Origin of the sequence: Microcoleus sp. BM001215392 (assembly GCF_036700185.1) — a bacterium.
Taxonomy (GTDB): Bacteria; Cyanobacteriota; Cyanobacteriia; order Cyanobacteriales; family Microcoleaceae; genus Microcoleus.
The window spans coordinates 1-23279 of the sequence record NZ_JAUBOJ010000065.1 but is presented as its reverse complement, the minus strand read 5'-3'; the positions used below and the strand labels follow the sequence as shown (position 1 = coordinate 23279).

General features: G+C 46.1%; 19 protein-coding genes. 14 read left to right on the top strand and 5 right to left on the bottom strand.

The genetic code is table 11. From position 1 onward, the window contains the following. Nucleotides 1-393 precede the first annotated feature (393 nt). The 9 genes from modA (at nucleotide 394) to QT974_RS10295 (ending at nucleotide 12556) form a co-directional block, all read left to right on the top strand. Nucleotides 394-1182 carry a molybdate ABC transporter substrate-binding protein gene (gene modA / locus QT974_RS10335; RefSeq protein WP_333468396.1) on the top strand — a complete coding sequence of 263 codons (789 nt, stop codon included), beginning with the start codon at nucleotides 394-396 and terminating at the stop codon, nucleotides 1180-1182. A 253-nt stretch (nucleotides 1183-1435) separates the two neighbouring features. Then, nucleotides 1436-2836: an RNA-guided endonuclease InsQ/TnpB family protein gene (locus QT974_RS10330; RefSeq protein ID WP_333468395.1), complete on the top strand. Its 1401-nt coding sequence runs from the start codon at nucleotides 1436-1438 to the stop codon at nucleotides 2834-2836. Between the two features lie 162 nt (nucleotides 2837-2998). Next, nucleotides 2999-4912 (top strand): molybdate ABC transporter permease subunit, encoded by a 1914-nt coding sequence (modB, locus tag QT974_RS10325; RefSeq protein WP_333468394.1) that lies wholly within the window; start codon nucleotides 2999-3001, stop codon nucleotides 4910-4912. A 229-nt stretch (nucleotides 4913-5141) separates the two neighbouring features. Further along, the gene (gene msrB / locus QT974_RS10320) at nucleotides 5142-5540 is read left to right on the top strand and encodes a peptide-methionine (R)-S-oxide reductase MsrB (protein WP_333468393.1); all 399 of its coding nucleotides are present in this window, start codon (nucleotides 5142-5144) and stop codon (nucleotides 5538-5540) included. Between the two features lie 246 nt (nucleotides 5541-5786). After that, nucleotides 5787-6515: a UMP kinase gene (gene pyrH / locus QT974_RS10315; protein WP_333468392.1), complete on the top strand. Its 729-nt coding sequence runs from the start codon at nucleotides 5787-5789 to the stop codon at nucleotides 6513-6515. Further along, a complete protein-coding gene (frr, locus tag QT974_RS10310; RefSeq protein WP_333468391.1) occupies nucleotides 6502-7050 on the top strand; it encodes a ribosome recycling factor in 549 nt (182 codons plus the stop codon). Before pyrH ends, frr begins: the two co-directional genes overlap by 14 nt. A gap of 343 nt (nucleotides 7051-7393) precedes the next feature. Further along, nucleotides 7394-8488 (top strand): geranylgeranyl reductase family protein, encoded by a 1095-nt coding sequence (locus QT974_RS10305; protein ID WP_333468397.1) that lies wholly within the window; start codon nucleotides 7394-7396, stop codon nucleotides 8486-8488. Between the two features lie 255 nt (nucleotides 8489-8743). Further along, nucleotides 8744-9214 (top strand): NADAR family protein, encoded by a 471-nt coding sequence (locus QT974_RS10300; RefSeq protein WP_333468390.1) that lies wholly within the window; start codon nucleotides 8744-8746, stop codon nucleotides 9212-9214. Nucleotides 9215-9556: 342 nt separating this feature from the next. Continuing rightward, nucleotides 9557-12556, top strand: a complete 3000-nt coding sequence (locus QT974_RS10295) for a GAF domain-containing protein (RefSeq protein WP_333468389.1) — start codon at nucleotides 9557-9559, stop codon at nucleotides 12554-12556. 10 nt (nucleotides 12557-12566) lie between these two features. Here the strand turns inward: QT974_RS10295 and QT974_RS10290 are convergent, their stop codons facing one another. Both QT974_RS10290 and QT974_RS10285 read right to left on the bottom strand, forming a co-directional pair. Continuing rightward, nucleotides 12567-13340 carry a pentapeptide repeat-containing protein gene (locus QT974_RS10290; RefSeq protein ID WP_333468388.1) on the bottom strand — a complete coding sequence of 258 codons (774 nt, stop codon included), beginning with the start codon at nucleotides 13338-13340 and terminating at the stop codon, nucleotides 12567-12569. Between the two features lie 524 nt (nucleotides 13341-13864). Next, nucleotides 13865-14578, bottom strand: coding sequence for a pentapeptide repeat-containing protein (locus QT974_RS10285; protein ID WP_333468387.1), 714 nt, complete (start codon nucleotides 14576-14578; stop codon nucleotides 13865-13867). 353 nt (nucleotides 14579-14931) lie between these two features. On the opposite strand from QT974_RS10285, the gene QT974_RS10280 reads away from it, so the two are divergent. Together QT974_RS10280 and QT974_RS10275 are read left to right on the top strand one after the other, a co-directional pair. Beyond that, nucleotides 14932-15159, top strand: a complete 228-nt coding sequence (locus tag QT974_RS10280) for a hypothetical protein (protein WP_333468386.1) — start codon at nucleotides 14932-14934, stop codon at nucleotides 15157-15159. Nucleotides 15160-15574: 415 nt separating this feature from the next. After that, a complete protein-coding gene (locus tag QT974_RS10275) occupies nucleotides 15575-16012 on the top strand; it encodes a helix-turn-helix domain-containing protein (RefSeq protein ID WP_333468385.1) in 438 nt (145 codons plus the stop codon). 304 nt (nucleotides 16013-16316) lie between these two features. Here the strand turns inward: QT974_RS10275 and QT974_RS10270 are convergent, their stop codons facing one another. Further along, nucleotides 16317-16670, bottom strand: coding sequence for a metal-sensitive transcriptional regulator (locus QT974_RS10270; protein ID WP_293121816.1), 354 nt, complete (start codon nucleotides 16668-16670; stop codon nucleotides 16317-16319). Between the two features lie 420 nt (nucleotides 16671-17090). Between QT974_RS10270 and QT974_RS10265 the strand changes: the two genes are divergently transcribed. After that, the gene (locus QT974_RS10265) at nucleotides 17091-18380 is read left to right on the top strand and encodes an HhoA/HhoB/HtrA family serine endopeptidase (RefSeq protein WP_333468384.1); all 1290 of its coding nucleotides are present in this window, start codon (nucleotides 17091-17093) and stop codon (nucleotides 18378-18380) included. Between the two features lie 115 nt (nucleotides 18381-18495). Further along, the gene (locus QT974_RS10260) at nucleotides 18496-19143 is read left to right on the top strand and encodes an RNA ligase family protein (protein ID WP_333468383.1); all 648 of its coding nucleotides are present in this window, start codon (nucleotides 18496-18498) and stop codon (nucleotides 19141-19143) included. Nucleotides 19144-19540: 397 nt separating this feature from the next. Here QT974_RS10260 and QT974_RS10255 read toward each other — a convergent pair whose 3' ends face one another. Beyond that, on the bottom strand, nucleotides 19541-20752 hold the full coding sequence (locus QT974_RS10255; protein WP_333468382.1) for a glutathione S-transferase family protein: 1212 nt from the start codon (nucleotides 20750-20752) through the stop codon (nucleotides 19541-19543). 349 nt (nucleotides 20753-21101) lie between these two features. Next, nucleotides 21102-22472 carry a thioredoxin-disulfide reductase gene (gene trxB, locus QT974_RS10250; protein WP_333468381.1) on the bottom strand — a complete coding sequence of 457 codons (1371 nt, stop codon included), beginning with the start codon at nucleotides 22470-22472 and terminating at the stop codon, nucleotides 21102-21104. A 532-nt stretch (nucleotides 22473-23004) separates the two neighbouring features. Between trxB and QT974_RS10245 the strand changes: the two genes are divergently transcribed. Next, entirely contained in the window at nucleotides 23005-23244 is a 240-nt protein-coding gene (locus QT974_RS10245) for a hypothetical protein (RefSeq protein ID WP_333468380.1), read from the top strand. Nucleotides 23245-23279: the final 35 nt, after the last annotated feature.

Genomic DNA, 23279 nt, shown 5'->3' with positions numbered 1-23279 from the left:
GACCAGATCCCCCCTAGCCCCCCTTAAGAAGGGGGGGACAAGAAAGGGTCAAAGTCTCCTTCTTAAGGTAAGGGGGGGACAAGAAAGGGTCAAATTCCCCTTTCTTAAGGAGGAGACAAAAAGCACTCAAAGTCTCCTTCTTAAGGGGGGGCAAAAAGCACTCAAAGTCCCCCTTCTTAAGGGGGATTTAGGGGGATCTGGCCTCTGCTATAAACGAGAGATACAAAGGTTTTAAGGCTGGTTGTTGACACGCCTTGGGCAATGTCTTGTCTCTATCGGACTATTATTTAACGAACCGCGAAGACGCAAAGGGCGCCAAGGAAAGAGAAAGAAGAAGGTAGTTTTATATCGGTTTCGGAGTAATTCAAAATTAAAGATTCTCAACTATTTCTGATGAACTCAAAAAAAACTCCTATTCTCAATTTAATTATTGCAGCAATTGTGGCGATCGCACTGCTGATCGATTGGAATGCCGCCACAGCGCAGCAGCGCACATCTTTAACCGTATCCGCTGCAATCAGCCTCTCGCCCGCCTTAACAGAAATCAAGACAGTTTATCAAACCAGCAATCCCAATCTGAATATTACGTATAATTTTGGTGCTTCCGGGGGACTAGCACAACAAATTCAGCAAGGCGCCCCAGTAGATATATTTTTCAGCGCCGCTACCAAACAAATGGATGATTTACAGCGAGCTAATTTGCTACTTAACGAGACTCGCCGCAACTTGCTAACAAATCGCCTGGTGTTGATTTCTCCCAAAAATAGCGCAGTTGTGAGCGATTTTAAACAGTTGACGGATGCCAAAATCAAGAAAATTGCGATCGGCGAACCCAACAGCGTACCCGTCGGACAATACGCCCGGGAAATGCTAACTAAACTAGGATTGTGGCAGCAAATTCAGCCTAAATTAGTGTTGGGAAATAACGTCCGTCAAGTGCTGACATTTGTCGAAAGCCAAAACGTTGATGCTGGCATAGTTTACACCACAGACGCCAAAACATCCGACAAACTAATTGTACAGCTAACGGCCGCCGAAAACTTGCACTCGCCCATTGTTTATCCCCTAGCAGTCATCAGAAACAGCCGCAACCAGGCTGCGGCAAAAACATTTGTTGAGTTCTTGGCGGGCGATCGCGCTAAAATAGTATTTCAGAAATACGGATTCGGTTTAGCTCGTTAATTAGCTAGCCAGACGGGAAACCCCACACTATATCGCTTCGATTAGTGTGGGATGAGAGGCGCGTGAGGTGAGGATTCCACCGTCAACCAATTCAAAACTATGTTTTGAGAGGTGGGCGGGTGGATGACGAGACGAACAAACTCTTTATTTAATGAGTTAATCTTGTTTGTTAATATAATTATTTAATTGCTTGACACGGTGTAGTGTTTTCTGGTATTTTTGTACTTAATAAAAGCGTAAAGGTCGTAACGCAATGAAGACAACATACCAGTATCAGTTTGATCCCGATACCAATCAAAAGTTAACCCTCAACCATTGGTTGAGAATCTGCCGCTATTGGTACAATCGGCAGTTAGGTGATCGATTTGACTGGTGGGAAATGAACCGCACGACTGTGAATGCTTGTCCGTTGATTGTTAGCATCTCTGCGCCCCGCGCGAAGCCAAACTATTACTCGCAAAAACAACAATTGCCAATCATTAAAAAAGACTTGGTGAAAGTTTTCCACAGTGGCGAGCTGTTGGACTTTAAGCAGGTAGATTCAACCATCCTACAAGATGTTTCTAAGCGAGTAGACAAAGCTTTTGAACGGTTTATCGTAGGAAACAGTAAAGGTGGGCGATCGGGAAAACCCCGATTCAAAACTGAATCGGATTACCGAACAATGACATTCTCTACGGCTAACAACGATTGGATTAAATTGGTTCGCAAGAATTGGATTTATATTCGATTGCCGAAACTAGGGGTCGTAAAAGTTCGGACGCACCGTCCAATTCCCGACGGATTTACCCTTAAGCAAGCTAGTGTAACCAGGAAGGCTGATGGTTGGTTCATTCAATTAATACTGGAAGACTCTTCTGTCCCTAGCTTTGTACCTGACAAAGTTACTCCAAGCTGGGATAATTCAATGGGTTTGGATGCAGTGCTTCATGAAGATGTTTACTTGGCAACGTCTTCAGGCGAGAAGCTACCATCATTAAAACCGCTTCGCAAAAACCAAGCTAAGTTAGACCGCATTTCAAGGAAACGAAACAAACGGAAGCGCGGTTCTAAAGCTAGACGCAAGCTAGCCAAAAAAGAAGCTCATCAGCACCAGAAGATAGCTCGTTATCGCCAAGATTTCCATTATAAGACTGCTCACAAGCTTGTGAGGTCGGGAGCTAAATTCTTTTTTTATGAAGATTTGAATTTAAAAGGTTTGACTAAACGAAATAAAGTCAAACAAGATGATGCTGGGGTTTATCTTCCAAACGGTCAATCAGCCAAATCAGGACTGAATAAGTCCTGGTTGGATGCTGCGTTTGGTCAATTTTTCAAGACGCTGGAATACATAGCCGAAAAAGCTGGGTCAGCAGTAATTTCGCAAAAACCTGCTTACACGTCAATGGTTTTATGCTATCGGAATGAAATCATTTTCACCGATTGCGGTATCCGAAACTATTGGGATGAGCAACATTCTTTAATGGTAGATCGCGACGTGAACGCGGCGATCAATTTAAAGAAACTGGGGTTGGACATTTTCCCCAGTATAAAACGCCGTGGCGGGAATCTTTCTGTAGTAGGAACTATAGATGATAGTACCGCGAAGGAAATTTTGCACACCCTTCATCGGGCTGCAAAGACGCCTACACCATACTGTACTCAGTTGGCGTAGGAGTTGTCACAAACCCGGAGAAAGAGAACCGGCACCGGGCACCGCCCCTACAGTTTATTCTCTTCCTTCTCTTTCTTCCTTAGCGCCCTTAGCGTCTTCGCGGTTCGTTAAAAAAAAATCTCATTCAAAAATCAGATAAGACTGCGATAGTTAATCCCAAATATGGAATTCGACTTATCTCCATTGTGGATATCCCTAAAAGCATCCGCCATCGCCACATTCCTTACATTCTTTCTCGGAATCGCCGCCGCCCGGTGGATGCTTTCAACCCGCATTCGAGGTAAAGCCCTGATAGAAGGCATTTTCATCTCTCCCTTAGTTTTGCCGCCCACAGTAATCGGATTCTTGTTGCTGCTGCTGTTTGGGAGAAATGGCGCGATCGGTCAATTGTTGCTAAAATTCGACTTAACAATCATCTTCACTTGGCAAGCCGCCGTCATTACAGCCACCGTCGTCTCATTTCCCCTAATGTACAAAACTGCTTTGGGGGCTTTTGAGCAAATTGACGCCAATCTTCTCAATGCAGCCCGCACTTTAGGCGCTTCCGAATGGACGGTTTTTTGGCGGATTATGCTACCTCTAGCGTGGCCGGGAATTCTAGCAGGAACTATTCTCGCATTTGCCCGCGCTTTGGGTGAATTTGGCGCGACGTTGATGTTAGCTGGGAATATTCCGGGACAAACTCAAACTATCCCGATGGCAATTTATTTTGCTGTGGAATCTGGCGATATGAGGCAAGCTGGTATTTGGGTTTTGATTGTGCTCAGTCTTGCTTTGAGCGTCCTAACTGCTGTTAATTATTGGACTGATTTACAAAGAATTTCGCCTAAATCAAATTTAAAATATCGCACTTCTAAGTCATCTATAAATGTGGTTCACGGTCATATTCGGGACGGGCAAGATGCCGATTTTCCAATTTATTTAGATTTTCCAGATAAACTACATTCTAATGTTGCAAATTCAGCTAACTATAGTGACAGCAAAAATAAAAAAAATAATCAACTGAAAAACGGACTATTTTTAAATATTTTTAAACCTCTTTCTGGCTTTGCCTTAAATGTCGGCTTCGATATCGGCCCGGAAGTGCTGGGAATTTTGGGTGCGTCGGGTTCTGGTAAGAGCATGACTCTGCGATGTATCGCTGGTTTGGAAACTCCAAGTAGCGGTAAAATTGCAGTCAATGGTAAGGTTTTATTTGACTCCGCACAGGGCATTAATGTGCCTTCTAAAGACCGCAAAATAGGTTTTTTGTTTCAAAACTATGCTTTGTTTCCGCACTTGACTGTGGCGGAAAATATTGCCTTTGGGTTGCAGCATTTATCGGCAAGCGAGCAACAACTTCGAGTCAAAGAACAGTTAATTTCGGTGCAAATGTCGGGACTGGAAAGCCGCTATCCTCACGAACTTTCGGGTGGCCAGCAGCAGCGGGTGGCTTTGGCGAGGGCGATCGCCAGTTGTCCCGATTTACTGCTGTTAGACGAACCGTTTTCGGCTTTGGATACGCACTTGCGGAGTCAACTGGAACGGGAGTTGATGCAGACTCTGGCTAACTATCGGGGTATTACTTTGTTTGTCAGCCACAATTTAGAGGAGGTTTACCGGGTGTGCGAGAATCTGTTGGTTTTGGCTGATGGAAGTGCGAGATCCTTTGATACCAAACAGAACATTTTCGATCGCCCTCGCAACTTCACCGTCGCCCAGTTGACCGGCTGTAAGAACTTCTGTGCTGCTAAACCGATCTCCGTAACTCTCGTGGAGGCGATCGACTGGGGCTGCACTTTGACTGTCGTCGAACCAATTCCCAACTCTCTAGTTTTTGTGGGAATTCGGGCTCATCAAATCAGTTTTGTTAGCGCGTGCGATCGCGAAAATACTTTTGCTTGTTGGATCGCCTCAACGGTGGAAACTCCCCACCGGGTGACATTATATCTCAAGTTGCACTCGCCTCCCCAGGATTCCCAAGATTATCACTTGCAAGCTGAACTTTTCAAAGAAAAGTGGCGGGCGATCAAAGACAATCCTTTTCCCTGGTATGTTCATTTGGAGCCAATTAGGTTAATATTAATGGAGCCATGAGTTAATCAGATCGGACGTACGGTTGAAACCGCGCCTATAAAAACGAATATCGGACGTACGGTTGAAACCGCGCCTACACAAACAATGTCCGCCTCCGCGGACTGAAGATAAAACGCGGTTTCAACCGCCCGGTCTTCTTGGTCTTCAACCCGCGGAGGCGGGTTTTGTTTGTGTAGACGCGGTTTCAACCGCTCGGTCTTATTCTTTCATCTACTCCAAACATTAAACCATGACAGACAAAGTTAAGAAAACCGACGCCGAATGGCAACAGCAACTCACGCCAGAACAGTTCAAAGTAACCAGAAAAAAAGGCACAGAAAGAGCTTTTAGCGGCGAATATCACGACAACAAAAAGCCCGGAACTTATAAGTGTATTTGCTGTGGTACAGAGCTATTTGAATCAGAAACAAAATACGATTCCGGTACAGGTTGGCCGAGTTTCTACGCTCCCATTAAAGAAGAAAATGTCAGGAATGAAGCGGATAACGCTTTGTTCATGCGCCGCACTGAGGTACTGTGTGCTGTTTGTGATGCTCATCTCGGCCACGTATTTAACGATGGGCCTAAGCCAACCGGTCAGCGTTATTGCATGAATTCTGCTGCTCTTGATTTCGTTCCCAAAGAATAAATTCAATCCGCAGTTCTCACGCCGGTGGGGAGAAAACACTCGGTTTCTGCTGGAAGGTCGATCGCCCAAAACGAAGATTTTGCCTAAAAATCGCGTTTTTTTAGCAAGGGCGCCGGATTCTCAACAGTTCTCACCTAGGTGTTCTGGAACAAGCTCAAAAGCCTGTTCCAGCCAATTGATGTTCAAAATGCACCCGTGCTGCTATCTTATGGTGGAGGCAAACAGAAGTAAAAAAATAGTGGCGGCATGGGGATGGTTTATCAGCGGGTTTTGCTGAAGCTCAGCGGTGAAGCGCTGATGGGCGGCTTGGGCTACGGTATCGATCCGGTAGTCGTTGGGTCGATCGCTCAGGAAGTAGCTAAAGTCGTGTCCGAAGGCATTCAAATCGCGATCGTTGTCGGCGGCGGCAACATTTTTCGCGGCGTGAAAGCAGCTTCGGCAGGGATGGATCGGGCAACAGCCGACTACGTGGGGATGATTGCTACGGTAATGAATGCTATCACTTTGCAGGATGCACTAGAACAAGCAGGTGTGCCAACCAGGGTACAATCGGCGATCGCCATGCAAGAAATAGCTGAACCATACATTCGACGGCGAGCAATTCGCCACCTCGAAAAAAAACGGGTAGTGATTTTTGGTGCCGGTTCTGGTAATCCTTTCTTTACTACTGATACTACAGCGGCTTTGCGGGCGGCTGAAATTGATGCAGAGGTGATTTTTAAAGCGACTAAGGTAGATGGGGTCTACGATTCTGACCCCCACATCAACCCCAACGCCCGCAGGTATCAAAGCCTCACCTACGCCCACGTCTTGAACCAAGACTTGCGAGTGATGGACAGTACCGCGATCGCCCTGTGCAAAGAAAATAATATTCCTATTATGGTATTTGACCTCTCGGTCTCGGGCAACATCTACCGCGCCGTAATGGGAGAATCTATTGGAACTCTTGTCGGAGGATTTTGTGAAGTTAGCTGAATCAGAAGATCATATGCAAAAGGCTGTTGAGGCTACTCAACGGTCTTTTAATACTATCAGGACGGGACGCGCCAACGCCTCCCTGCTCGATCGAGTCATGGTAGATTATTACGGAGCTCCAACTCCGATCAAATCCCTTGCCAATATCGGCACCCCGGATGCGACTACGATCAACATTCAACCGTTCGATCGCACAGCGCTGACCTCAATCGAAAAAGCAATTTCCCTGTCCGATGTAGGACTCGTACCTAACAACGACGGTTCAGTAATTCGCTTGAACATTCCGCCGCTGACCAGCGAGAGACGCCAAGAATTTGTCAAAATGGCCGCGAAGTTTGCCGAAGAAGGTAAAGTCGCAATTCGCAATATTCGTCGCGATGCTGTTGACTCGATTCGCAAACAAGAAAAAAGCAGCGATATCTCGAAAGATGAATCGCGAGACTTGCAAGATAAAATTCAAAAGCTGACTGACAAGTACATTGCCAAAATAGAAGAAGTTCTGGCATCGAAAGAGAAAGATATCACGACAGTTTAGAAGTCAGCGGTCAGTGGTCAGTGGTCAGTTGTTAGTTGTTAGTGGTCAGTGGTCAGTTGTCAGTTGTCAGTTGTCAGTTGTTAGTGCTAGCTTAAGGGCTCTGGAACCTTGTCATTCGTCATTAGTTGCCAACTCAAAAATCAGGTAAAATGACTAATAACTAATAACATCAACCGTCCTAAATGCAGGATCGTCTTAACAAAGAAATGCGGTTTATGCCCCCGTTTCTGTACCCAAGGTTACTCAACTAATCACAACTGAAAATTGAATAATGACCACTAACAACTAACAACTAACAACTGACAACTAACAACTGACAACTAACAACTGACTAATGACAAAAATATTTGATTGCATTATTGTCGGTGCAGGGCCGGCCGGCAGCACAGCAGCTTATCATCTGGCTCTTCTGGGTCGTTCTGTTTTGATACTGGAAAAAGCGTCTTTTCCGCGCAATAAACCTTGTGGCGGTGGTGTTTCTCCGGCGATCGCCCAATGGCTGGATTTTGACTTGACGCCAACTATTTCTATGAAAGTTAACAAAATTAGCTACTCATGGAAAATGGAAGACCCGGTGCAAATTCAGGTAGATTCGCCAATGTGGATGGTAAAGCGAGATGTATTTGACGAATATTTAATCAAACAAGCTCAAAAAAAGGGCGCCCAACTGAGAGATTCTACAGAAGTCAAAGGAATTGAATTTAATAACTCTGTCTGGGAAGTTAAAACTAATTCAGAACCTGTTTTCGCCCGGTATTTGATTGCTGCTGACGGTGCGGGCGGGCCGATGACTAAGTGGCTGGGATTCAAAGAACCAAAACTCTGTTTGGGCGCCAGTCTCGAAACTCGGTCAATCAAAGGCGATTCGCTCAATTTCGATTTTGGTACTATTAAAAAAGGTTTTATCTGGAGCTTCCCTAAAGCTGATGGCTACTCTTTTAGTATTGCTGCGATGCGCGGTGACAAGCCAAAAGATATGAAGAAAATTTTAACCAACTATGCCACTAAGTGCGGTGCTGATGTTAGTGTCAGCAACGTGAGGGAACACGCGCTTTCTCTTTGGGATGGCGATCGCCAATTGCACTCCCAAAACGCACTGCTGGTAGGAGAAGCAGCCAGTCTCGCCGATCCCCTGACCGGTGAAGGGATTCGACCAGGCATATTTAGCGGATTTAAAGCCGCTGGGGCGATCGATCGAGCTCTCTCAGGTGCCGCCGACGCCCTAGAAAAATACACTCAGGCGATCGCCGAAGAATGGGGAAGTGATATGGTTTGGGCCCGTCGCTTGGCTCGTCCATTCTATCAGTTTACTGGATCTGCTTACAGAGCAGGCGTCAAATCTACGAGTGCTACTCCGTTGATGAGCAAAATTTTGTGCGGCGAATTGCGTTATGCCGATATTGCTAACCGCGCTCTTAAAAAGCTGATGCCGTTTTAGAAGGAAGAAGGAAGCAGGGAAGAAGAAATATTTTAAAATCCACATAAAGTAAAGTGCGCGCTGCGTACTCCACTTTATAGAGGTTACGGAGGTTACCAGAAACAATTGGTTTAAAGCCCGAACCCTTGTAGGGAAAAATTTAAAAAAGACGATTCATTATTCCAATCCTCTGACTTCTTTTGTCAAGTGCCCTCAACTGTCAACTGAATGAAGCATAAATCCTGTACAATTTAAAATCTAATATCTCAAATAATTATGATAATTTATTTTTATAAAGTAGAGGAGCCTTACGGTTGCTTTTCCAATTTTTCGCCGCACGAGATTTGCCTGCACGGGCAAGATTGGTTAACTGTCGAACATTACTATCAAGCCCAAAAATTTGTCGGTAGCCCCGATCGAAGATTAGTGGCGGCAATTAGAGCCGTACCAACTCCTCAAGAAGCAGCCAAATTAGGTCGCGATCCAAGCCACCGGATGCGCGATGATTGGGAATCTGTCAAATTTGCGATTATGCGCGAAGCCGTTTTAACTAAGTTTCTCACTCATTCAGACATTCAAGCTATTCTCCTCGCCACAGGGGATCGACTGATTGTGGAGGATTCGCCTACTGATTACTACTGGGGATGCGGCTGCGACGGCACAGGTCAAAATCATTTGGGTAAAATTATGATGAGCGTGCGCAGCGAAATTTTTCAGCGTCTGGGGGTCGATGGAAACTCACGTTAATTATCATTATATGAAGTTATACAAACTAATGTCAAGTTATCATAACAATAAATAATTCCGCTCCTAATAATTTAAGATTGCGAGAAATTTATAAGAGGATTAAAATAATAATTATTATTTGGTTGAGTAGCTCTGTCTGTTAAGGGCAAGGAATACACCTCACGATCGCCGATTTGGGTTTTTTAGGGTACTAAAGGCGAGACACCCTCGTCTCTAACCCGCGAACCATCAATTAACAGTAAAGCTCGGTTGCATCTATAACTCAGGCTGATGTAGTGCGCATCCGCTCGCTTGAGCCACAAAAAAATTCTTATTATCGCTCATAATTGCCAAAGGAGATTTATGCAACTCACAGAAAATACACAAGAATTAAATCATAAACTAGACCGAGAAATTTTGGTGCGGCGGATAACAGAACGCATCCGCCAATCTCTAGAATTAGAAGATATTTTAACCAGCACGGTAGCAGAAGTACGCTCTTTTTTGAAAACCGATCGCATCATGATGTACAGGTTTAGTGCAGATGGTAGTGGAGAAGTTGTTGCCGAATCAATTAATAACAACCGTCTCCCTTCGTTGAAAGGCCTGCACTTTCCAGCAGACGATATCCCCCCCCACGCCCGGGAGATGTATGTCCGTATGCGCCAGCGGACAATCGTAGATGTTAACTCTGGGACGATCGTCCTGAGTCCCCTCGATGCAGCAGACACGGGCCAACTTTTAGTACCCCAAGAGATGCACTACCGATCTCTCGATCCTTGTCACACAGCTTACCTGATGGCAATGGGAGTACAATCTTCCTTCGTAGTGCCGATTTTGCACCGCAGGAGCGCGTCGCTCCACAGTGAAACAGAAAGCTGCGAAGCCCCCGCGTGCGTGACGAGATACGAGCCAGGAAACAGTCAAGCAACTCACATAGACCTGTGGGGACTTTTGGTGTCTCACCACTCCACCCCCCGCAATATTTCAGCAACCGATTTAGAAATAGTTCAGCTCGTAGCAGATCAATTGTCCAATGCCATCGGCCACTCGCTGCTGCTCCAGCAAACCCGTTGTAAAGCCGCCCGCGAAGCCACCGTCAGCCGCATAGCAGCTTTATTGTACGGTCACGCTAACATTCAACTGCAACAAGCTTTAGAAGCCGCTGTCACTGCTTTGGGCGGCAGCGGCGGCAGACTCTATCTCAACCAAAACAAAATTAACACTGAAAAGTTATCGGCCCCAAAGCTCGATCGAGAAGTTTCTATTGCCATGGCTGCTGGCGATGCTACCTTTGAACTGTTCGCTACAGGCGAGCAACCAACACTTCCCGACTGGGAAAAAGTTAGTGCGATCGAAGCTCATCCCTTATGGCAGCAATGGCTAACCAAAGGATGGAAAAATACCCCAGAGATTCCGAATTTGCCAATTCTTAATTCCCAATTCCCAGTTTGGATAATTACAGATTTGTACAAAGAATCTCTATTTAGAGTTTTAGTTCCAGCTTTCCAATCAACTCAAATTCGGGGTTTGCTCGTAATTCCCCTCTACTACCAACAACGAGTAGTCGGCTGTTTGACAATTTTTCGCAATGAAATTGATACCGAAAAAATCTGGGCGGGTCGCTTTGACGCCAGCGCTGCACAAATCCTTCCCAGACAATCCTTTGAAGTCTGGCGAGAAATCAAAAAAGGTCAGTCCCCCGAGTGGAAGCCAGAGGAGATCGAGCAAGCTTTAGCGATCGGCAGCCAATTTTGTTCGGCAATTGGTCAGTACATTCTTTATCAAGAAGTGCAAGCCCTGAATGCCAACTTAGAACGCCAAGTTCAAGAACGCACTGCTCAATTGCAAAAATCCTTGGACTTTGCTCGAGTATTGACGCGAGTTAGAGACCAAATTTGCAGCACCTTGGATTTAAAAACCATACTGCAAACTATTGTCCGAGAAGTAAGAGTTTTGTTGGATACCGATCGCACCGTAATTTTCCAATTTTCCACAGTGCAAGAGGGCGAGGTAGTTGTGGAAGCGGTTCGCGGTGAATGGCAGTCAATTTTAGGGATCAAATCTCCACAAGATTGCTTTCCCTCTGACTCAGACTGCTTTTATCGAGAAGGACGGGTGCGAGCAATTAATGATATTAATACTGATGATTTAACTCCCTGTCACCGCCAATTTTTGGAAAAATTTCAGGTGAGGGGCAGTTTAATTGTGCCGATCGGCAAAGATAGCCAATTGTGGGGGTTGCTGATTGCTCACGAGTGTTCCGGGCCGAGGATGTGGCACACAACAGAACAAGAGTTGCTGCAACATTTGGCGGCTCAAGCTGCGATCGCCATTCACCAAGCAGAACTTTATCAAGAAAGTCTCGATGTAGCAGCAGCCGATCGCATCAAAGCCGAACAGTTAGCAAAAACCGTCACAGAATTGCACAATACCCAAGCCCAACTAATTCAAACCGAAAAAATGTCAAGTTTGGGACAACTGGTGGCGGGAGTCGCCCACGAAATTAATAACCCCGTTAACTTTATCTACGGAAATTTGTCCCACGCCAGCGAATACAGCAAAGATTTATTGTGCTTGGTGGAACTCTACCGCCAGCACTACCCCAATCCTCACCCAGAAATTAGCGAGTGTGCCGAAGCCATAGAGATAGAATTCCTTACCGAAGATTTGCCCAAAATTTTGGGTTCCATGAAGGTAGGAGTTGAGCGCATCCGCCAGTTAGTTGTATCTTTGCGCAATTTTTCCCGGCTCGATCAAGCTGAAAAAAAAGGTGTGGATATTCACGAGGGCATCGACAGTACCCTGTTGATTTTGCAGCACCGGATCAAAGCCCAGTCCGATCGCACCACCATAGAAATCATTAAAGAATACGGCAATTTGCCCTTAGTAGAATGCTATGCCAGCTCGCTCAATCAGGTATTTATGAATCTGATCGGCAATGCCGTGGATGCGCTAGAAATGGGACAAATAGATCGATTTATGAATGTTGATACCATAGGGGTCAGTCCAGCGGCGACATATTTAAGCTCGCAAAAACTGGATGCCGAGACAGTAGATATAAATTCCAGCGCCCAGGGTTTGATTCCAGATTTTCCATCTCCTTGCATTCGGATTCGTACCGAAATAATCGAGAAAAAAAACGTCAAAATTAGCATTGCCGACAACGGTCACGGCATCCCCAAAGAGTTAATTTCTCACATATTTAATCCGTTTTTTACGACGAAACCCGTCGGTCGGGGGACGGGTTTAGGACTGTCTATTAGTTATCAAATTGTAGTTGAGAAACACCAAGGGGTAATCAAGTGTATTTCAGTACCGGGTCAGGGTACTGAGTTCTCGATCGAAATTCCCCTGAATTAGGTAACTGTGACTAAGGCAAGATTAACTTCACCAGCACCGAACCGATCGAGCCGAGAAGACTCATCAAGTCCCCGCGCCCGGTGCGGGGCTCAGTTGGCTGTTGGCGCACCACAATCGCTTCTACTAATTGCTTTGACAATTCCTGACCTTGGGCATTCCCTTGAGCGGCAAACAGTTGGTTTGCTCTTCCAGCATCTTGAGTCGCGCCCGCGAAGTCTCCCAAATCAGCCCGAGACATACTGCGCGCAAAATAAACGGCGGCTAAGTCCGATTTCTGATTCAGGGCTTGATTGTAATAATCAATGGCGTTTCTGTAGTTTCCCGCTTGAGCTTCTAGCACTCCCAAGCGGTAGAAATCTTCAGCGGTGCCAATATTAGTTGGCATTCCTCTAACTCCCAGCAGTTGGACGTTAGCTAAATTGGTGTCAGTTAAATTGGCGTTGCTGAGATAGGCGTTTCTCAAGTCAGCACCGCTGAGGTTGGCTCCGCTGAGGTTGGCGCCCGTCAGGTTGACGCCAAACAAACTTGTGCCGGTGAGGTTGGCTCCGCTGAGGTCTGCGCCGGTGAGGTTGGCTCGGCTGAGGTTAGCCATTCTCAAGTCAGCACCTTTGAGATTGGCTCCTGTTAAGTTTGCTAACACGAGACCAGCATTGCTGAGGTCGCAGTTGGGGCACTGTCGGGTGGCGAGTAATTGTTGCGTGTGTTGGATGTTCTCGGCGCGTGCAGGTGCGATCGGGGCGATCGCGCTCAGCACCGTTGCAGCAGCGAGGATTCTGAGTTTCATCTTAACCGTCCAAAATCCAAAATAGTAAATCTAAAATAGCTTTTATCGAAGCAATTGAAAATCAACATACCAGATATTGCTAAATATAGCCTGATTCTGTGGCATTGCATAAATTTTTGATGGAGCCGAGCCCTCAGCCCACGACATCGGACGCCCGCAAGCAGATAATTTCCCGATCGGACAGTGAATCAATCCCATGCAAGTGTCATCTGTTGTGCCGGAACCTCGCAGCTTGCAAACAACCCTTTTTTTTTGTTCTCCGAAGAGATACTTCTAGTTTGGGAATTTACCATAAAAAATTGGTTGAAAGCCGGAATCCCGGGAGAAATTAAAATCAGATGATTAATTACCTCAATCCTCTTTTTTCTTTTGTTCCAGGTCAACTTTCAAGCGGTTAACTGTCAAGCGGTTAATTGAATAAAACGAATATATAATACACATTTAGCTGCCATAAATTAGGGCAACAAAAAAAATTGTCACCCTGGATCGGCGGTTTTCGCAAACCATAAAATTTAACAGATTAATTAGTCGTGGATCGTACCGTCGGGCATTGTGGTACCCTTGAGATATACTCCGCTGAGGTTGACTTTTGTCAGGTTAGCCCCTAGCAGGTTTGCCCCGCTTAAGTCTGATGCACTTAAAATTGCTTCACTCAAGTCTGCCCTAATTAAGCTTGCCCCCATTAAATCTGCTCCGCTGAGGTCTACTTTGCTTAAATTTGCGCCAATTAGATCGGCTTCTGTGAGGACAGCCCTGCGCAAGTTTACTCCGTAAAAATTGACTCCGTGTAAGTCTGCACGCGAAAGTGTTGCCCGAGAGATGTTAGCTCCAATTAAAGTTGCTTGGATCAGGGAAGCTCCGCTCAAGTCTGCTTTGCTAAGATTTGCTCCCATTAACTCTGCTCGATACAGGTTAGCTTCAGCTAAAAGTGCTTCCGTGAGATCGGCTCCACCTAAATCGGCTCTGCTCAAATTGATCTTGCACAAATTGGCTTTGCTAAAGTTGACTCTATTGAGTTTAGCTTTATATAAATTGGCTCCAATCAAGTCGGATTCAGACAGATTGGCTCCAATCAATTCTGCTTCATAGAGGTACACTTCGTGCAGGTAGACCCCGCTAAAATTTCTTTCTCCTGTTGCGTATAGCTTGAGCAGTTCGTCAACGTTCATTTTGGCTTCTCTACACCTTTTAAATGAAGAATACTCTCGGCAAGCTGATTGCACCGGATCTTCTGTCATTTTATATTTTAAATGCTGAAAGATTCTCACCAAGTGCGAGACTTTGCTTGACCCTTTGGCGAGAGTGAAGAACAAAATTGCCTTAAAATTTTCTACTTAAAAATTAATTTTTTAAATTTTTCACAACCAGGTCGATCGCCCAGGGCAACTAAATTACACAATTTTAGGTGGTTCGTGCGATCGAAGCCATAACTTTTTGTACCTAGTTGAGTTTACTGAGGATTGGTGTGATAAAGATCACTCATTATTGTTAGTAGGATCACATAGAAATAACCGTTTCGATCACGGCAGGCAGGAAAAAATAGCCGATAGTGGTACTGTGATGACAAAAAATTGACAACTCCACCGTCAGCGTGTTTTACTCGATTGGCGATCGAGCAAGTAGTTTCACAGGTACTTGCTGGCGGCAGGAAAATCGGTTGCAACATCACTCGGCGCAACCTGTTCAGGCTGATGAAAGTGATGATGTGCCAGGATTTCTCGCACACCCAAAGCTAGAAATAGATTTCGGGGTACAGGGGAATGTATGTGTAAAATGTCGATCGCTGGTGTCAAGACCAAGCCAGTCTGCTAGCAGCTAAGGATCAAAAATTATCAAGACCTTAGCAAGAATTACCAAGAAATACCAGGAAAACCATGATGTATGTTTAGCAAAAACAGAATAAATGATTTTGCTGAAAACTTAACTATTGTAGTTAATGCTTCAGTAGGTGGTTAACTGACATAAGTATTAGCAAAGACCCTGCTACAATCCAACACAAAAATATTCAGAATTAGGTTCTTTTAGCAAAATACTTGGTTGCAGCCTTGGCTCCAGGTTAAAAGATCGTGCTTCTGAACATCTGAATGCGTCCCGAACAAAACAAGTTTAATGAGATGAGATTGTTTTTATATTGCGATCCTTAGCAAGTAAAAGGCGATCGGTCAGGAGAAAAGCGGGTTTGGCACCGCTGTAAAACAAAGCTATTGTAAAGTGCGAATCGTGAGGTAAATGGTATGGCTGGAGTATGTAGACTGAGCATTGCAGAGACAACAGAAGAGCTAAAAAGCCTGTTAACAGAACAAAAAACGGCAAGTGGATTTCAAAAAATTCAAGCACTTTACCTGTTCAAAATTTGTCACGTTAAGACAGTTAAAGAATTGGCAATGACGATCGGGGTCAACCGAATTACAGTGCAGCGGTGGCTGAGAAAGTACCGCTCCGACGGACTCGAAGGACTTCTGGAAACAAAGCACAGCGGCGGCCGCAAGCCGGCAATTCCTCCTCTGGCCCGTGCTAGTTTGGCAATGCGCCTCAGCGATCCCCAAAAAGGCTTTAAAACCTATGGAGAAATTCAAGAGTGGTTGCAGCAGGAATACAGCATTGAGGCTTCCTATAAAGCCGTTTACGCAACAGTCAGGTACCAGCTAAAAGCCAAGCTAACGAAAGTTTAGAGACTTGGTACTAGGTCTGGTAAATCGCCATCCAATTTTTGCCAGTCAGCCTTTGAAGCTGTTAACTCAACTCGCAGTCACGACAAAGTGACTAATTTTATTAACCCCATGGCTCTTAGAAGCTGCTGAGCATATATGATGTATGTTCTAGTGACGGGAGCGAGGGGGAAAGAGTTAATTTTGTTCCGGCCTTTGTCAAAGATCCTCAGCATTAAAAAGTGCGCCATCAGTAATAACTTGCAAGTTTTGTCTAATTTGCAGGTTTTGCTTGCTATATAGTAATGTATTTAAAATTCGGCACCGACTAAGGCAAAAACCGATCCAAAGCTGCTTTCAACTCTTCTATTTCCGTATCGATATTGCCTTCTTTAGCGGCTCTGGCAATGCACTGAGTTAAATGTTCGTCTAAAATGATTCTGGCTACACGATCGAGCGCTCCTCTAACCGCAGCAACTTGCACCAGAACTTCGGGACAGGGACGGTTTTCTTGCACCATTGTTTTGATGCCGCGGACGTGTCCCTCAATCCGAGACAAGCGGTTGACCAACCGCCGCATGGATTCTTCATCGTGATGGTGAGGGTGGACTGATTCATCGCCGTGATGGTGGTGGGAATTTGAGGGTAAGGATTTGTCAGTAGAAGTATCAGATAGAATCATCGAAGTTATACCATTTGAGATTTGAGATTTGAGATTTGAGATTTGAGATGCTTCGACTGCTTGAAAGGCGGACTCTGGGGAGTACCTCGGGGACAAGTAGCTGGGGGAAAAGTTTTAGACTGAGGTCTTCGCTGGTGGGCCCAAGGATTTTAGATTGGGATTGAGTGATTTGTTAATGCTTGCGATCGCCGTAGGGCCGTTGCATTCTTTTTTGAGACTGGTATTACTACTCGAAATTTTCAAGTTAGAATTGAGAATATGTTGAGTTTGTGCTTGTTCCAGACTCGTGTATTGTAACTGTCAAAATATATTTACGACCTAATTAGCAACCTAGTTAGCCACTTACTTAGAGACAGATTATTGAGTCCGAACGATCGGACACCTTTACCAGAATAACCCAGACTCACCAAGATTGACGCTATGCGACTATTTAAGTTTTGTCGCCCTGCACCCCGCAGCGGCGATCGCTGGTTCGCCCCGATCTTAGCAATGACGATCGCCCTGAGTGCTCTGTTTATCAATCCTGCACTCGCGGAGGCGTTGGAGGGCAAAAATCCGCCCAACCTGTGGGAACAGCCCAAAACAGCCGTGCAGAAAGTACAGTTCCAGACTTTCCCAGCAATTGCTCAGAACCGGCAACTCTTAGCGCTGCGCAGCCCCGAACTCCCGGCGCAGGTGGGGACAGATACTAGCAGTTTTGTGACAGCAGCAGTCGATCGAGTCGGCCCAGCCGTAGTTCGTATTGATACCGAGCGCACAGTCACCCGCAACCTCGATCCGGCAATGGAAGACCCCTTCTTCCGCAGATTTATGGGAGAAGATTTGCGCAGCCTGACCCCCAGACAAGAACGCTTGCGGGGTCAAGGTTCTGGCTTTATCATCGACAAAAGCGGGATTGTGTTAACCAACGCTCACGTAGTTGACAAAGCCGATCGAGTAACTGTCACCTTAAACGACGGCCGGACTTTTCCAGGAGAAGTCCAAGGTACTGACGAAGTAACAGATTTAGCGGTTGTCAAAATTAATACTAAACAAGTAAACTTGCCCGTGGCAACACTGGGAGATTCCGATGCAGTGAAAGTCGGTGATTGGGCGATCGCCGTGGGTAATCCGCTCGGATTTGACAACACCGTCACCTTAGGCATTATCAGCACGCTCAAACGCTCCAGCGCAGCCGTCGGGATTCCCGACAAGCGGCTCGATTTCATTCAAACAGACGCCGCCATCAATCCCGGCAATTCCGGCGGGCCGCTGTTAAACAGCAGAGGAGAAGTAATTGGCATCAACACGGCGATTCGGGCGGATGCAATGGGTATTGGGTTTGCGATTCCGATCGACAAAGCCAAGGCCATCTACGCCCAGTTAGCCAAAGGAGAACAAGTCAGCCATCCGTTTTTGGGGATTCAGATGATTGCTTTGACTCCGGAAATGGCCAAAGAGAATAATTCAGACCCCAATGCTCCTTTGATTGTGCCGGAAGTTACAGGGGTATTGGTGATGCGAGTTGTGCCAAATACGCCGGCCGAGAAAGCCGGGATTCGGAAAGGAGATGCGATCGTTCAAATTGATGGCGAGACAGTGACTCAACCGGAACAATTGCAAAATTTGGTGGAAAATAGCCAAATCGGTCAAATTTTGAAACTGAAAGTTCGGCGGGGTTCTCTGACGAAAGATATTGTTGTTCAAACTGCTCAACTGAGAGATTTTTAGAGCTGAAGGGGAGGGGGAGGAATTGTTAAAAATCTGCATAAATAAAGTTTGTAGTGAGGACGAAGAGTCCTTCTCTCTTCCTTTTTCCTTCTTTTTTCTTTCTTTCTTTCTTTATATGACACGAATTCAGCTTGCTTACCCCAAAATTCCCGATAGTAAAAATTGCCCTAATAAACAATGTATAGCATTTGAGAAATACGATGGTACTAACTTGCATTGGGTGTGGGAAGTTGAACTCGGTTGGTATGCTTTTGGTACGCGCCGAAGTAGATTTGAATTGGATGATATGGGAATTGCAGAATTTAATGGTGCACATCCAGGTTTAGAAGAAGCGCCTGAAATATTTAGGAGAGATTTTGCTAGTCCTTTAGAGTCTATATTTCGAGAGAACGAACAGTATCACTGTGGTGAAATTACTGTGTTTACAGAGTTTTTGGGAGATCGATCGTTTGCGGGAATGCACAAACAGGACGATCCGAAACAACTGATTCTTTTTGATGTGGAAACCGATCGCGGTATGGTTGCTCCCGATCACTTTATTGAGGATTTTCGCGAATTAAGTATTGCACGAGTGATTTATCGCAACAAACTGACCACCAAGTTTATGGATGATGTTCGTTCTGGCAAATACAGTGTAAATGAAGGTGTTGTGTGCAAAGGCGAAGGGAATGCTAATCGGTGGATGGTGAAGATTAAGACTGATGCGTATATGCAGAGATTGCGGGAAGCTTTTCAGGATGATTGGGAATATTATTGGGAGTAATATCGCATCTGAAGTCTTGCTCTTTCGTGGAATCGATCGAGGGCCGTGCGATCGGCTTAAACCTCATTTTTGAATTACCCTACTCTTCAAGTTCTAAATATCGAGCCAGATGCTTCCCAGTCGGTAATCGCTGCTTGCTGCCATGCTTCATCCTCATCGGTTAATTCATCACTCAGTTCATCCAGCAATAAACAAGCTTTTACCATTTCCTGCTGTTCTTGTTGTTTGCGCCACGCTTGGAATAAAACCTCAACTAGGCGACTGCGATTTTCTACACGCCGGTCAATCTAACGCACTAACTCATCTGGCAAAGAGATAGATACCAATGGTAGCAGAAATATCGACCAGATTGCAAAATTATGAAGTAGAGCAGCAGCAACGATCGTTTCGCGCCTCCCTATACAAAATTAGCCGGATTTTGATCCCGCCGGTGCTTCACGGGAATAGGCTCACCTTGGCCGTCGCCCGCGAGGGCCGCAGTTTCTTCTAAGCTTTCCCTCAACCGTTTGGCCGCATAAATTGACATATCGCGGGGCACATTTACCCGATCGCGCAAATACCGCAAAGCTGCATCAGATCCAGCCGGAGGCTTACAAACTTCCCCAGTCACCATCAAAGTTAAAGCACAACGCAAAGCCTCATCGAATAACTTGTCCTCAGCAGGATTGACTTTAATAATGTTGCTGCGATGCTTGATGACGCGATCGAGTGCTTCAGCGCGGGAGGTTTCCGGTTCTGGATACATCACATCCGGGAGTCCGGCCCAAGGGCCGTGATCTACCCGGGCTTTGTTGAGCAGCATCTGAGGTTCGCCGTTTTCATAGCAGCCGCCCATCTGAGGCGGTAAATCGTGGACGTGGGTGTGGAAGTCGCTCTGAGTGCCGCGATAGGTGGGGCGACTTTCCATCCCTGCAAACCAGTCTGCAAAGCGCGGGTTTTCTTCCCGCAGCGAGTATCCTTTGTAATAGTAAAGGCTGGCATTCATCCGTTCGACGTAGGGCGTAAAAATTACATCTACGGTGCCAAACTCATCCAGAAAATATGGCCCGGGCGTGCGCGAGAGTGCTGCTTCTATGTCGGCGACGACACTGATAAATTGCTTGCGGTTGTGTTGTTCTAGTGCGGCTGAACTCGCCGGGTAGCACAGCCAAGAGCACCAAGCTCTAAACAGCAGTCGCTCTAGCCGCCGCAGGGGAATCACTTCTGGGTTTTTCATGCCCAAACTCAAGGGGCCGAAGACTTGTTCTAAGGCGATTAAGATATCATCGCTTTCGGTAATGATGCGGCCGTCTAGTTCGATCGCGGGTAACATTCCCGACGGCACTTTACGCTTGTACCAGTTTTCTTTTTCGCCATAGCAGAACATAGTAACTTTGTCAATGCGGTAGGGGATTTGTTTTTCTTCCAACCACAACCAGATTTTCTGACAATAGGGACACCAGGCATGATTATCGCGGTACAGCGTGACTCTGACATCGGATTCGCGCTGTCGGAAGAGGCGCAAGCGGGATTGAGCGTTGGTGGGGCCGTTGAGGGTATCGATTTGAAAGTTTGTGAGCTCTTGTAGTTGTGTCCAGCTTAGGGGGGCGATCGGTTCGGTGGATGTCATAGGTGAATTGGCTGATTATTAATTATATTGACACTCCTGCCATGGAAAGTTGCAACGCGCAAGCAAGCTGGTTCCACTGCGTATCTAACAAGGCGTTGCCATGCTCTGTCGGCAATGGTGGGGACTTTCAGAATACGAGTCTTACTATCTTTCTTAGGGATGGGTATCTGCGTAGATTTCTAGTCGCCAAGCGTAGATTTTGCTGAGCAATCGGGTCGATCGGCGTCAGTCACAATTTTATCAAACATCGACCAGGTTGGTAGTGAGGACGAAGAGTCCTTCTGTGGTGCGGACTCTTCGTCCTCACTACCAACCAATCCGATCGCAGCTATCCTCTACGGACGCGAGCTTACAAATTGCTAGCAATTAACTCGCGGTACTGGCTTTTCGGCTTAACTCCCTTAAGCTCAGTCACCAAAGCTTTGTCTTTGAAATACTGAATCGTCGGCGTACCAATCACGCCAGCATTTTCAGCAATTTCGGGGTCTTCTTCGATGTCAATTTCCACGTAGTGGATTTTGCCGTCGAACTCATCTATTACTTTGCTCAAAATCGGTTTGAGACTGTGGCAAGGGCCGCAACTCGGAGCCGAGTATTTGACCACAATCAGTCGATCGCTATCGTGGAACAACTTGCGCAGAGCATAACCTCCTTCGTGGCGAGTGTCGTTGATATCAAAGTTCTCGCTGGTTTTGCGGACTTTGGGAGCGGACGGCGCTGCTGCTGGTCGATCGGATTCCTCGGCTTGGTGGAATTCTTGCATTAAACCGTTCGACGACAGCCAGCGCTCTGCCAGCATCGCCCCCATGCAGCCGCTGCCGGCAGCAGTGATGGCTTGACGAAACTCGTGGTCTTGCACGTCGCCGACAGCATACACTCCATCGACGCTGGTTTCTACCGAGCCGTGTTTGGTCGCGATATAACTTAGTTCGTCGAGTTCTAGCTGACCTTTGAAAAGCTGAGTGTTGGGAGTGTGACCGATCGCGTAAAACAAACCCTTCACCAGCAAATCGCTCTCGGCACCGGTCTCAATATTTCTCAGCCTCACTCCATCCATTTTCCCTCCTGGCTCTCCCAAAATATCCAGCGCTTCGGTGTTCCAGTGAACCGTAATTTTGGGATTGCTCAGCACTCGGTCTTGCATGGCTTTGCTAGCGCGCATCTGGTCGCGCCGCACCAACATATGGACGTGAGAGCCGTATTTTGTCAAATAAATAGATTCTTCCGCTGCGGTGTCGCCCGCGCCGATGACAGCTAAATCTACTCCTTTAAAAATTGGGGTGGCGCCGTCGCAAATCGCACAGGCAGAAATGCCGTGACTCCAAAATACGTGCTCGCTAGGCAAACCCAATCTTTTTGCAGTCGCGCCTGTGGCAATTACTATGGTGTGGGTTTTGATTTCTCGGTCTTCCGATCGCACTGTAAACGGCCGCTTTGTTAAATCAACGTAAGTTACGTCTTCCGTGTATAACTCGGCACCCCAGCGCACTGCTTGAGCTTTCATCCGATCCATCAGTTGCGGCCCGGTGATGCCTTCGGGAAACCCGGGGAAGTTTTCGACTTCTGTGGTGGTCATCAGTTGACCGCCGGGAATGCCTCCGCTTTGATAGCCTTCAAAGACTACGGGTTTCAGGTTGGCTCTCCCCGCGTAGATCGCTGCTGTGTAGCCTGCCGGGCCTGAGCCGATAATTACTAGGTTTTCTACGGTTTCCTTGGTCATAGGTATTTAATTGAACTCATAACGACTTCGTTTAATTTTAATTGTAACAAATGCCGGACAAGTTCGCTCGAGTGTATCTACTATTTTTCTGGGGATGAGGGCGATCGGGACAACTAACACTACTTTGATAAGCAAAAATAATAATAAAAATGATTTAGTTTTAAATGTTCAATCATTTTCGGAAAACCCCGAAAATTACCATCCTTGACTATTGATTCCATTCTCATTTGCTTGACGAATTTGCGACGTTTGAGCTATCATAGGATTCTGATACTCAAGCGGTGCTATGACTATTTTTTGATTTTAAGCCTGAAACCTTTTAAAATCGTAAGATTTTCAATTTTCCAAATGCAACACATACAATTTATTATGCAAAATACGCATTTTACGGTTTAAGAATTGTAACGGAAATTTGGGCGAATTTGACAAAATACAGTAGTTGTGATATGCAAAGTGCGATCGGGGGAAAAGTCGATCGAGCTTTTTAACCGCAGATCAACGCGGATAAAATAGAGTTTTGTAGCTGTGTCTGATGGATAAAATCAAGATATTGTTTGTGTGCAGCCAGAATAAGTGGCGCAGTTTAACGGCCGAGAATATCTGCGAGAAAATTAGCGGGTACAGCGTGCGATCGGCTGGAACCGAAAAAGGTGCGAGAATTAGAGTAACGGAAGGTTTGCTCGGTTGGGCGGATTTGATATTTGTGATGGAGCAGAAGCACGGATCTCGACTTCGCAGCAAATTTCCCGACAGTATTATAAAACTTCATTAAGTTTGTAAGCAGTAGTAAGCAACGGTAGTATCATA